We start from the raw sequence: 10,874 nt of genomic DNA, 5'->3' as shown, positions 1-10,874 counted from the left end.
GCTTATCTCACGAAATTACAACAGGACCGCGCTCGACGGCGGCTACGAGCGTAGTGCGCTGGCGGTCAAGCCAAGCGTTGACTTCGTCCTTGTTGCGAACGATCGTGCCCCGCTCGATCGTCGCGCGGTGTGTTTGCGGTGCGGATAACTGCGCGGCCTTTTGCGCCGCACCGACTTGCAGATCAGATACGCCCCGTATCTCTGCCTCCCATTGGCCGAGCGGACGGCGATCAAGACTTTCAGCCAACCGTTCATCGTCTGAAACATCTGGCTGTGTAGGAAGCTTCAGCCCGACCTCCGCCAGAATCGCTTCTTTCTTCGCAAGCTCAAGCCCGGCCCAGACGGGATTGGCGTTAAGCGTGTCGAGTGCACCACGCACCGCATCGGTGAGCTCCCGATGCGCAGCCGTGAGACGCTTCGTCAGAAACTCGCGCAAGCGGTGTATCGGTGCCGGCAATGGATCGGATGACTCCAGAAGCTGGCGTCCTTCACGGATGCTTTTGAGCTCGATCAGGTCCGTGGCCGCTTCGGGGAAAGGCTCTGCATGACGAGCGAGCCGTTCCGCTGTCCGCCATCGCAACATTCGCTCGGTCTTGAGCTTGGCGCGTGCCGTCCACGATTCGATCGCCTGCTCGATCTCCGATTTGCGATCGAGAAGAAGCCGCAGCAGCGCGTTGCCGGCAAGCGCTTGCGCCTCGTCTTCAAGCAACAGCTGCGGCGCGGCCGGCAACGGCGCCTCACCGCCTGCGCTTCCGCCAAGCGATCGCAACCTGCGCAGGAACTCACGCGCAGGGTCAGCGAGATCGTCACGATTGGGGATCGACCCGACGAGCGTCTGAAGCAAACTGGCAAGAGCGATCTTGTCGCGCGCCGAAATTGCGATATCCTCCCGCCGGAACGTTGCTTTCCCGATTGCCGTACCGTCCAAGGCGGACGCTGCTGCCGGCTCGCCGTTCAAGATGACGGTAAGCTTGTTCGCGCGCACGAGCGCGACCAGTGCGGCATCGACCGCGTCCTTCGGCCAGCCGTACGGATCACGCTCGAAATGCTGGCGTACCTCGCGCCCGGCCTTGCCCGCACCGATGATGCCGAGAACGGCGCGTCCGACGGGATGAGTATCGACCTCCGCCATGTGACCGACTGCCGAGAAAGGATGCTCGCCTCCCTCGCGAGCGGTCTTCAACGCCTTTTCCCATTCGGCTGCCAGCCGATCGGCGTCCTTAAACTGCGGGAACAGACGTTTCCGCGCAATTTCAACCGCGGCTTCCAACCGAGCTGAAAGTGTCGCCTGAGGCTCGGTTGCCCCACCGCCAAGTAACACCACGGAATCGCCCACGAGCTTTTCCGCGATATCGACCGAATGCTCCTGCGCAACGCGCTGGCGCGTTTCCATGCCGCGCCGAGCTTCTCCACCCGATGAACCATGCCCGAGACCCCGTTTGTCGAGCGTCGCCTTTGCTGCGAGCAAATCTACGATCACATCCTTCAGGTCATTATTGGAAGGCTTGTCGATAAACACATGGACGATGCCGTCCGTAGAACCCAGGGTTCGCGCTGTCTCGCGCGCTTCCTTTGCACTGGTTCGCCATCCATCGCGGATCCAAAGCGGAATGTTGCGACCATCCTTCTCCGGGGTGCGGTCGCCACGATGGGGCACCAATTTGCGAGGTACTTTGGCGTCACCGTGCACCGACGACACCTGCCGCAACACGACCGCCAGCGCTTCCTCCACTAGCTTATCGCGCGCGTCAGCGATGGCCGACACGTCATTGCCATAGTGGCTGCGGAATTTCTGGAATTCCTGTTGCCACGCTCGCCCTTCGGTTGTTTGAATGCGCACTTCTTCTCCGATGCGCACCAGGTTCCCGTCCTCGACCATTCGGTCGACGAGCGCACGTATGCGAGATCGGAACGCCCCTTGGTCAATCGTCAGATCGTCGACCAATAGATCAGCGAGATGGTCGGGCGTGGCACGCACCCCGATATCGGCGCCGGCTTCTGTCGGCAACCGGGAAATCAGAAAGGCGAGGCCGGCCAGCCGCTTCGCCAAAACGCCATCGGCGCCATAAACACCGGCCAGCGGTTCGATCCGGTCATAGGCATCGCGCGGCAGCGCGCCCGACTGCACGAGCGCCGCCTTCAATGCCTCATAGAGCACGTCCGCAGGCACGACTGCGCCGAGTGGCTTCTCGGCGTTTTCAGCGAGCGCATCGTGAAGAATTCGCAACTGAGAACGCAACTGGCTTTGCGTTCCCTGAAGATCGGCGGCACGGAAGCACATGTCCCAAAAGCGACGGCGTACGGGTAACAAAGGATAGTCGTCGACGCGTATTGTTCGATCGCTTGCGCGCACCGCAATCTTTGTCTCTGCAAGCTGGCGCGAAATTGCGCCCTCGTTAGCATCGAGGCAATGTTCGATGAGCGGTCGTGCGTCGGCCTTCTTGCGCAGCAAGACCTTTCGGGTGACCGTCTCAACATCATTATCGTCAAGCTGCACGCGGATCGTGAATCGATCCAAAAGACGGACCAATTGAGGATTGGATTGGGATGTGCCCTGCAGCGCGCTCTGTCCCGCGCCCACCAGCATGACGCTGCTATCGAATTCCTTTGCGAGTGTCTCCGCGATTTCTGCGATTGCTCCGGCGCGATCTTGACTATCGCCAATATAGATCTGAACCTCGTCGAGGAGGATCAGCGTGAGTGGCGATTTTCCGTTTTTACCCTCACGCTTAAGCACCCGCTTCAACATCGAAACGAACTGGGGTCGGTCGATGTCCATATCGGGCGTTTTATATTGCGTACGGATACGTTCGCGAACTTCTTTAGAGGATTCTCCCGGATACTGGGCAGCAATTGCCTCGGGGATTATGGGGCTCATATAGAGCTCGTCAATCTCTTCGTCGAACGTGCTCCCCGCGGCCAAGACCGCCGCTTTCACTTCGTCGAGAATGCCCTTGTCTTCTAGCCACAAGCAGAAGGACGCCTTACCGAAGTCGGCGGGAAGTTTGGCGGCCCGAAGCACGATCGACAACACTGAGTGACGAGGCCGTTCGGCCTGGCCGCTGGGCATGGAGCCACCGGCAGCGAATAATCCGCCGGCGCGAGCGCCTTGTGTGTCTAACTCTCGAAGCGCTGCGCGCACGGACTCGGGCATTTCCTCGACGAGTGCGCGAGGGCTCATCCCATCGCTAAAAGGCTCATTTGACCAGAGGTAGCCAAGCATCTTTAGTAGATGGGATTTTCCGCTACCATAAAAACCGCTAACCCAAGCAGCCTGCTGGCTTGATTTGCCGATGTCGCGGCAGAAGTTTTCGATAATCCGCGAGAAGCCGTCCGCGTAACGGCCTTCGCAGACAAAGATGCGCAACTCGCCACGGGCTTCTTCATCCGTGCCAATGAGGCGGGCTTGGCCGTTATTGATGAGCCGATTGTCGCGCGGATCCCGATCGAGAAGGTCTGCGATAACCGTCATTGGCGTACTCCGCTGCTTTCGACTTGGATGGCGACAGCGTGATAATCCCAACCGTCTCGTGCATCGAGTAGGCGATATCGTCCGTCGCGCGTTCGCCCAGGAAAAAAAACTACAAGGCGGCCTTTGATTGCGTATTCCACTCGCGCAAGAATATCGGACAATGAGACCGCGCCGAACACGGAGGCAGCACCGATTAAGCCGACCAGTTCGCGAGGCGTATGCTGGGGCCTTTCCAGCGCTCGCAGAACGATGCCGGCGGCATAGTCGGTGAAGCGCTCATTTGCGCCTGCCGCCAACATTTCCGGCTCGTCGAAATAGCTTTCGCGATATCGATGCGCTCCGAGCCAGTCTGCGAAGGCCGTGGTCAAGTCAACGCTGTGCCAAGCGTGTTGTTGGGACTGGGCAGCTTGGGCAAAGAGACCCATTTTCTTTCTGAGCGCACGCTCCTCATTCGGGTCGTACACGATCATAATCACGCGCTGTGCACCTGAGCTACTGCTGGGCCAACCCACTCCGACATGATCTCTGAACACGGCTGCAAGCTGATCGATTTTCGACATGCCACCCAACCTTCAGGTCATCCGATCCAAGGGAGAAAGATCCAGTTCGACGGCATCGCCAATTTTGCGGAAGTTCATCAGACCAGCTACATGCGCTCGCTCCGCCAGCGCGCGCGCAGAGCTCGAGTCAAGGTCAAGCGCGGCGACCCAGCCATTATCGAAAAGCTCCACACCACCAAAGCCAGCTTTGTGGGCAAGCCAGAGTGCAAAAGCAAAGGCCGTTTGGTTTGCACGAACGTGAGCGCGGCGCTTCAGCGTTCGCCCAACGAGATGGCCTGTTTTGGTCCAGCTACTCGATGTGTTGCGGACGACCTTATCCAGGACCGCCTCGTTCATGCGATCGCCCACCACCGAAGCGATGGCGTTACGGGGTACGTCCCGCATAAGCTGCGACCCGGAAGCGAGCCCGAGCACCGGCCTAGCGCTCGCTCGAAGAAGAGGGTCGCGGGCAACTGCCATTAGAAGAGCAAGCTGGGGTAGAGCCGCTGGATCTCGCCGGCATAGCGCTGTGAACACCCTGAACATCGGAACCGAGTTGTCGAAGCAATAGAGCTCGGTCAACCGCTGCAAGCTCAGACTTCTTCCTGAAGCAGTTGATTTTCCGAGTATATTTTCTTCGAGGACAGCTTTCTTGATGTCATTAGGGAAGGCCCGCTGGGCGAACAGCAACGCCAGTTCATCGAGCATCATTGTACGGCTTGAGTGGGTCCCGCGGGCACCACTGCGGAACCCGAGCGACCCGGGCGGTTCCTGCTTGTCGTTGGAAAATGCGAATTTCACTTGGAAAACCCTCGTATTAAGGTTGCTCCAAACGGGGTCTCTCGTCAAATGATACAACAACAATCCGCCGGCAAACTTGCCGGCGGATTGAACCCCGTGCCTTGACGGAGATTTTGAGCAGGCAGAAAGTAGTTGGGACCCGGAAACGGAAGAAGCCGCCAGCCCTGCCAGGCTAAGCGGCTCCTAAGGTTCCGTTTCGCGCACCCGGGAGCCGGGAGCGGATAAGGCTTCTCAACAACGGACTAATATCCCGTTCGCGGCCAAGGTCAACCCGGTTCCCTTCATGCGGCAATAGCTATGTGCCGCCTCTTCAGGAGTCCCTGGTTATGACCAATCAAGTCACGTGTATCACGAAACCGCACCCGCATAGCCCTCGGGAGCACATTACCCACGTCGGTGGTGTCAACCCGAAGGGAGGGTTTTGGTATCACACGCGAGAGCAGGTCGCTGACATGATCGACAGCGGCAAATACAGCTTCCACGTTAAGGTCGGCCTCTACGAGGTGCCCGTGAGGACCTACATCCTTCACGGGGTCAAATATATCCGGACGGCACCGGATGATACGACGAGGGACAACCTTCTGAGTCTCAACCAGTGCCCCGTCCGCGCGGCGGCATAACGCGCCCTCTCAGCCTAACCATCCCGTTTGCGGATTAAGGATTGAGCTCGGACCAACACTGAGCTCAATCAAATTTGGGGCGGTCCCCAAGCCGGTCTGGCTTCTGGGCATCTGGCTGTCGGCGCTGCAGCATGTCGGCGACACGGAGCTTTGCCCAACATCTCAACGTCGCCGTGCACGGTCAGAGCTTCCGGCAGCGCGATATCACAGACAACTTGGTCCCGGCTTATCCGTCACCGATTCCCGCGGGCGGCCATGTGGCCTATGATGTCGAAGTCCATATCCTGAGTGTGCAGGTCCGGCGCGTGAAGGCGTATCTTTACCTGAGCGCCCTGCTTCTGCTGACCATTGTCATCCTGACCATCTCGTGGATGACGTTCCCGTCCTTTCTGCTGGCAGACGATGCAGCCAAACGCTACGGCAGGCTCGTCCACAGCATCTCAGCCTATTACGGGCTGCAATATGTTTTCATCCTCTGCTCATACTACATACCCGCTTCACTCATTCTGTCGCGGCGGATTCGCGGCCTCGCCTATCGGGCGATCCGCGGCGGGACGCAGACCCCGAACGAACAGACTCTGGAAGAGTGGGAGAAGAAGTCCGGCCTGCGTCTGCATGACCTGCGGTCATACAAGACCGTTGCGGCGCTGCTGGCCCCGTTGTTCCCCCCATTCTCAGTACTGTGCTGGCCGTGGCGGGAAAGTGAAGCGTACAGAATTTTATAAGCCAGGATTTTCTGACGGTTGGACCGCAAGGCTTTTCTCGAAAGCGTCCGGATCACATGCTAATTCTCTGGACAGGCCCGTATCCATGTAGAAGCGGCAGAGATTGTTGATTTCGCGGACTAGGTCGCCTTGACTGCGAAACCATCCGACGAGATCGGGATCGATCGGCACAAGGACCGGCTGCGCAGCCGTAGATGCGATTTTGAAATCCTTCGAAGGTCCTTGAACGTCTTCGACCATCTTTCTAATTTATCACGACCGCACTTCGCCGCATGCAACTGTATGCATGCCGATGGCAGGCTTAAGTGCTCGTCAGCGGCGGCTCCTGATTCCTGTGGGACCGATGCAGTTTTTCCGTTAGAGCGGATGCCAGCGTGAAAAGACCTTTGTTGAAAAGATCAGTGGCGATCTGCGGAAGAACGTAGTCAAGGTCTGCTGCTTGCAGCACGGCGACAACCACGTCGATCACGGCCTGCGCCTCGGAGAGGGACAAATCTGCTGCCGTGGGACTGTACAATTGCTCAATCGCTTTATGCACGTCCTCCTCTCCCGCGCGCAGAAGACGCTTGATATTCTCATCCGACCGCGCACCCAGTGCGCGCGGCGATCGGTCTGCCTGAATATCCTCGCTGGGCGCAGCCGAACGCGACAGCGCTTCTTCGCGTATCCAGATCGCTGTCTCTCCGGTCATTTCTACTTCCAGCGTTTCGCCGGTCGCGCTGGTATGCTTCACACGTACGGCGCGGCCTTTTTCAGCGGCGATTTTGACAATGGCTTCCACGGATCGATGGCCATTTTTTCTTGCGCTGGCGCGGCTGACCTTTCTTGGCCTGCGGGGACTTTGCTCCGTTGATCTGCTCCTTCAACAGCTTGCCAAAGTCGGCGAGCGCCTTGGTGCCCTTTGCGATCTCGACGGCGTCTTTCAGGTAAGGCACTGCTACAAGAGCCCAATCGGTAAGAGTCGCCCAGATCGATCCTTGATGGATGCTGGAGACGACCAGCACACGCCCTTTGGTCATGTCTTTGTAGTCGCGCGCCAGCGCAACGAACAATTCGCCAAGGTCGTCTGCTCTCGGGGCGGTCTCATATTCAATCGTTATGACGAGTTGGTCATCCATGCCATCAGCATACGACAAGTTGTTGATCCTTACCAAGTACTCTAGCGGAATTCCGCGTCTTCATGGAAACGCCGCAAGCCGGGGCGCGTCCAGCTTGGCCGCAGTGCTCGCTTGCGTAAACCTCTTGCCCGGCAAACATTTTGTACTATTTGCCTTGCATCGCAAAGCGGTAGACATTGTCCTAAAACGTGAGAGGTGATCCGGTGTTCAGGCTGCTGATCGATACAAGTGTATGGCTCGACCTCGCAAAGGATTACCGCGAGCAACCCATCATCAGCGCGCTCGAAGATCTGGTCGCTGCTGGCGAAATCGAATTGATCGTACCCCAGATCGTCGTCGATGAATTCGACCGCAACAAAGCCCGTGTCGTAGATGAGGCCCGGCGTAGCCTGCAATCGCATTTCCGACTGTGCGTGAGGCGGTGAACCGCTTCGGTACGGACGAATACCGCGCGGACACCTTGAAGGCCCTGAACGAAGTCGATCATAAGATCGTCATCGGCAACGAGGCGGTTATCGATTCGGTTGACCGTATCGAAAAGCTTTTGACGAACACGCCGCCCGTCGTAACCAGCGCCGCGATCAAGCAGCGCGTCACCGACCGGGCGATTGCTGGCCTTGCCCCCTATCATCGCTCAAAGAACAGCGTCGGGGACGCCATCCTGATTGAAACCTATGGCGAGGCAACAGGCAGGCGGACCGGTAAGAACACGCGCTTCGGGTTTGTCACGCACAACAGCAAGGATTTCAGCGAGCCGAACGGCGACAGGCGCAAACCGCACCCGGATATCGGCGCCTTGTTCACGCCGCCGAAATCGACCTACTGGGGGTCGCTCGTCGATGTCATCAAGGAAATCGATCCCGTCCTCCTGGACGATCACGACAGCGAGTTCAACTATTCACAACAGCCGCGCCGCCTGTCAGAAATTCTCGAAGCCAAGCATCTGCTGTTCCGCCAAGTCTGGTATAACCGCCACTGGAATCTCCGCAGCGAAGTTGAAAGCGGCAACACAAATTGCTGCCCGAAGCGCAGTATTCCCGTAATCCCTACAAGCAGGATGAAACGCTCGATGCGGTTTGGGCGGGCGCGCTGGCGGCGGCAAAGAAGACCGAAGATGAAGTTCGTTTGGAAAACCTCGGTCCGTGGGACGATTTCGAATGGGGCATGCTCAATGGCAAGCTGTCCGCCCTGCGCTGGATTCTGGGAGACGAATGGGACATGCTCGATACGTAGCATAAATGCGCGCCCCGATTTTATGGGACGCGCATCTTACGGTCGTAATCGCCTCGCAATTACGTCTTCGCCTTCGGCGTCGGCATCAGCTCCTGCGTTTCGATCTCGTTCAAAATCTTGGCGAGATCTTCAGGCGGCGTCGGCTTGGCCGTCAGGATAGCCGGCACTTCGACGAACGGGCCGGCATGGGTCGCAGTGCCGTCGCTGCATTCGCACTCATGAACAACGGCAATGCCTTGAAACATGGGGGGATCGGATTCCGTAGGTGTCTGCTTCTGGCGCAGGATGAAAGTTCCCAGGCCGGGTCGCGTGGGATTTGCAGAAGCGTACAAGAACGCCACGGTATTCGCGCGATAATATCCGTGAACGAGCACCTTATTGCTGCTTTCCAGCGGAGCGATTTCACCGGAGAGTTCGTCGCGGCCCTTGGCGTGCAGCGCCCATGTCTGCGTGTGCGGCAGTTTATTCTTGTAAAACATCGTGAGGTACATCGTGTCCGGCACCAGATTGGAAGGAGCGGTGGCGTGCGCGCTTTCTATGAGGGCATGCTTTGCCGCATCTCCAACCGCCTCTGAGATTTTGGAAGAGTGAGTCCATGCGAATTGACCGAGGCTCACGGCGGAATACCCCAGCGCTGACACAACAATCGCTACGCCGGTCACAACACCCGCCCAGTACGTCACCGGTTTGCGCAGGGTGTGCGTACTGCTTTCTGTGGCCGGCGGATTGGCGCTGTTCGAAGCGGACGACTTAGCTTTCGCGTTGCTCATCGAAATGTTTCCACGACTGGAGGGAAGGGCTTAAGAACCGGCCACCACAGTTGTGATGGCCGGTCAAATGCGTCATCGACTCAGGTGCAAGCTTGACGATGGGCCATCGTTTCCTCCTGGCTTACCCATCGTCGCGATTGTCGCGTAATGGGTTCCCCACGAAATGGGGCTTCCTCTTTTTCGCGCCAGACAGGTACCCAATAATAATTTTCTCGTTCGACCGATTCACGTGACTGCGAAACGTTTTGCGCGAATTGTCGCGGGGGATTGCCGAACGTTAGATGGACGGTCGGTAATATTGCGATTCAAGCGTTGCTTGAATTTCGGGCTGCGCGCCTATTCCTCGGCAGTGCAGCAGCCTTCGCTTACAAGGTACGTCCGGCCGCAATCCTCACAGTTCGCAGCGTCAACCTCTGCATTGCAGTGAAAGCAGAACGGCTTGTCGTGGTATCCGATCGCGAGGTACGACTGACGCCAGACAGGGCAGTCGAACGTGCCGCCGAACTCGTCGCAGTCTCTTTCCATCGGATTCCAGTCCGGCCATTCTTTCTTCATCCACTCTTCAAGACGATATCTCGCCATACCTTCACGCTCGTTGTAATCCAGAACACGCCTGTTCATGGCTGAATGCATATCGGCGCCGATATCGTCACCAATTTTTCGGCCAAGGACAAATTCAGTAAAGTATAGAATGACCTTCAGGGCTTGGGCGATGACCAGCTCGTCCTCTTCTTCATTGTGGTCATAGCGGTGATGTTCGATCCGGTTTCTTATCTTCTGGATTTTTCCGATCGCCTCAATCTGTTCCGGCGGCAATTTCAGACCGACGTTTTCAAAGCGGACAAGAATTTCCCGGATGCCGACGGTCTGGGAATCGTCCGTGATCCTGGCGTCCATATTTTTGTAAATGAGGACCGGATTGATCTGAGACAGGTGTTCTTTGAAAAACAGTTCGATGGCGTGAAACACGGTGAGGATGGCGTGCTTGCGGCTCGAACACGAGCTTTCCTCTTGAAAGAACTCGAAACCGATACGCAATGAATCGACGGCGTTGTCGTAGATAGCGCTCATCAGAATTCCAACCTACAAAGAAGAAGCCCGGCGCTCTGACCGCCGGGCTCTTTTTCTTCACCTCATCAGTTCGAGGAGGGACAGGGCGGCAATCACGCGCGCCACATCCACTGTGACAATCACTTTCATCATGGCGATTGAATTCTCCCTTCTTGTTTATTGGCGCGGCCGCGCCAGGTGTTTCCTTGGTTTCTAGAAAACCGGTTCATGCAGGTGCCCAGACTGCAGTTATCGGCGGTGGCCTGTTTCGTCGGCCGATCGTACTCCGTTGCCAGAGCAACCTGACGTTTACCATGTTCGCGAGCGCGGTTCCAGAATGCTGCTGCTGATGGGCAGCAGCAGCAGCAGCAGCATCAGCATCGGCAGCAGCAGCAGCATCAGCAGCAGGCAGGCACCCGCACCCCCGGTCGGTGCCGACCGCTTAATTAAGCCGGCATGCTGCTGGGCGATATTCACGTCGTCCGCCTCCGTTGGAGAGCTTTTCGACCGAAATTCCGATTTTGAAGCGATATAGGTCGATTTGGG

The 10,874-nt window shown here is 57.7% G+C and carries 13 protein-coding genes; 4 read left to right on the top strand and 9 right to left on the bottom strand.

Going from position 1 to position 10,874, the window contains the following annotated elements:
• Window positions 1-7: 7 nt before the first annotated feature.
• From brxC to AB8Z38_RS30540, 3 genes are read right to left on the bottom strand one after another with little or no spacing between them, the layout of a single operon-like run.
• Window positions 8-3,472, bottom strand: a complete 3,465-nt coding sequence (gene brxC, locus AB8Z38_RS30550) for a BREX system P-loop protein BrxC (protein ID WP_369721334.1) — start codon at window positions 3,470-3,472, stop codon at window positions 8-10.
• On the bottom strand, window positions 3,469-4,032 hold the full coding sequence (locus AB8Z38_RS30545) for a hypothetical protein (protein WP_369721333.1): 564 nt from the start codon (window positions 4,030-4,032) through the stop codon (window positions 3,469-3,471). Before AB8Z38_RS30545 ends, brxC begins: the two co-directional genes overlap by 4 nt.
• 12 nt (window positions 4,033-4,044) lie before the next feature.
• Window positions 4,045-4,722 (bottom strand): hypothetical protein, encoded by a 678-nt coding sequence (locus tag AB8Z38_RS30540; protein ID WP_369721332.1) that lies wholly within the window; start codon window positions 4,720-4,722, stop codon window positions 4,045-4,047.
• A gap of 416 nt (window positions 4,723-5,138) precedes the next feature.
• Between AB8Z38_RS30540 and AB8Z38_RS30535 the strand changes: the two genes are divergently transcribed.
• Both AB8Z38_RS30535 and AB8Z38_RS30530 read left to right on the top strand, forming a co-directional pair.
• On the top strand, window positions 5,139-5,432 hold the full coding sequence (locus tag AB8Z38_RS30535) for a DUF3892 domain-containing protein (protein ID WP_369721331.1): 294 nt from the start codon (window positions 5,139-5,141) through the stop codon (window positions 5,430-5,432).
• 131 nt (window positions 5,433-5,563) lie between these two features.
• On the top strand, window positions 5,564-6,157 hold the full coding sequence (locus AB8Z38_RS30530) for a hypothetical protein (protein ID WP_369721330.1): 594 nt from the start codon (window positions 5,564-5,566) through the stop codon (window positions 6,155-6,157).
• Here the strand turns inward: AB8Z38_RS30530 and AB8Z38_RS30525 are convergent.
• The 3 genes from AB8Z38_RS30525 to AB8Z38_RS30515 form a co-directional block, all read right to left on the bottom strand.
• On the bottom strand, window positions 6,152-6,397 hold the full coding sequence (locus tag AB8Z38_RS30525) for a hypothetical protein (protein WP_369721329.1): 246 nt from the start codon (window positions 6,395-6,397) through the stop codon (window positions 6,152-6,154). The two genes, AB8Z38_RS30530 and AB8Z38_RS30525, sit on opposite strands and share 6 nt — an antisense overlap.
• A 61-nt stretch (window positions 6,398-6,458) precedes the next feature.
• Entirely contained in the window at window positions 6,459-6,938 is a 480-nt protein-coding gene (locus tag AB8Z38_RS30520) for a hypothetical protein (protein WP_369721328.1), read from the bottom strand.
• A complete protein-coding gene (locus AB8Z38_RS30515; protein WP_369721327.1) occupies window positions 6,910-7,293 on the bottom strand; it encodes a hypothetical protein in 384 nt (127 codons plus the stop codon). The genes AB8Z38_RS30520 and AB8Z38_RS30515 overlap by 29 nt, the downstream gene beginning before the upstream one ends.
• Window positions 7,294-7,478: 185 nt before the next feature.
• On the opposite strand from AB8Z38_RS30515, the gene AB8Z38_RS30510 reads away from it, so the two are divergent.
• Window positions 7,479-7,700: a PIN domain-containing protein gene (locus AB8Z38_RS30510; RefSeq protein ID WP_369721326.1), complete on the top strand. Its 222-nt coding sequence runs from the start codon at window positions 7,479-7,481 to the stop codon at window positions 7,698-7,700.
• Complete coding sequence (locus tag AB8Z38_RS30505) at window positions 7,685-8,668, top strand: PIN domain-containing protein (RefSeq protein ID WP_369721325.1); 984 nt, start codon at window positions 7,685-7,687, stop codon at window positions 8,666-8,668. Before AB8Z38_RS30510 ends, AB8Z38_RS30505 begins: the two co-directional genes overlap by 16 nt.
• Here the strand turns inward: AB8Z38_RS30505 and AB8Z38_RS30500 are convergent.
• The 3 genes from AB8Z38_RS30500 to AB8Z38_RS30490 all read right to left on the bottom strand — a co-directional run bounded on the left by AB8Z38_RS30500 (window position 8,568) and on the right by AB8Z38_RS30490 (window position 10,805).
• Window positions 8,568-9,278 (bottom strand): hypothetical protein, encoded by a 711-nt coding sequence (locus AB8Z38_RS30500; protein WP_369721324.1) that lies wholly within the window; start codon window positions 9,276-9,278, stop codon window positions 8,568-8,570. The two genes, AB8Z38_RS30505 and AB8Z38_RS30500, sit on opposite strands and share 101 nt — an antisense overlap.
• A 336-nt stretch (window positions 9,279-9,614) precedes the next feature.
• Window positions 9,615-10,349, bottom strand: a complete 735-nt coding sequence (locus AB8Z38_RS30495; RefSeq protein ID WP_369721323.1) for a hypothetical protein — start codon at window positions 10,347-10,349, stop codon at window positions 9,615-9,617.
• Window positions 10,350-10,637: 288 nt separating this feature from the next.
• Complete coding sequence (locus AB8Z38_RS30490) at window positions 10,638-10,805, bottom strand: hypothetical protein (RefSeq protein WP_369721322.1); 168 nt, start codon at window positions 10,803-10,805, stop codon at window positions 10,638-10,640.
• Window positions 10,806-10,874: the final 69 nt, after the last annotated feature.

The sequence above is a fragment of the Bradyrhizobium sp. LLZ17 genome (genome assembly GCF_041200145.1).
Taxonomy (GTDB): Bacteria; Pseudomonadota; Alphaproteobacteria; order Rhizobiales; family Xanthobacteraceae; genus Bradyrhizobium.
Note: the sequence above shows the minus strand (reverse complement) of the source record. Positions and strands in the feature narration are given on the sequence as shown.

What these genes read in the sequence shown, in the direction of transcription:
- brxC (WP_369721334.1), bottom strand. Translation starts at nt 3,472, where the DNA reads ATGACGGTTATCGCAGACCTTCTCGATCGGGATCCGCGCGACAATCGG.
- AB8Z38_RS30545 (WP_369721333.1), bottom strand. Translation starts at nt 4,032, where the DNA reads ATGTCGAAAATCGATCAGCTTGCAGCCGTGTTCAGAGATCATGTCGGA.
- AB8Z38_RS30540 (WP_369721332.1), bottom strand. Translation starts at nt 4,722, where the DNA reads ATGATGCTCGATGAACTGGCGTTGCTGTTCGCCCAGCGGGCCTTCCCT.
- AB8Z38_RS30535 (WP_369721331.1), top strand. Translation starts at nt 5,139, where the DNA reads ATGACCAATCAAGTCACGTGTATCACGAAACCGCACCCGCATAGCCCT.
- AB8Z38_RS30530 (WP_369721330.1), top strand. Translation starts at nt 5,564, where the DNA reads ATGTCGGCGACACGGAGCTTTGCCCAACATCTCAACGTCGCCGTGCAC.
- AB8Z38_RS30525 (WP_369721329.1), bottom strand. Translation starts at nt 6,397, where the DNA reads ATGGTCGAAGACGTTCAAGGACCTTCGAAGGATTTCAAAATCGCATCT.
- AB8Z38_RS30500 (WP_369721324.1), bottom strand. Translation starts at nt 9,278, where the DNA reads ATGAGCAACGCGAAAGCTAAGTCGTCCGCTTCGAACAGCGCCAATCCG.
- AB8Z38_RS30495 (WP_369721323.1), bottom strand. Translation starts at nt 10,349, where the DNA reads ATGAGCGCTATCTACGACAACGCCGTCGATTCATTGCGTATCGGTTTC.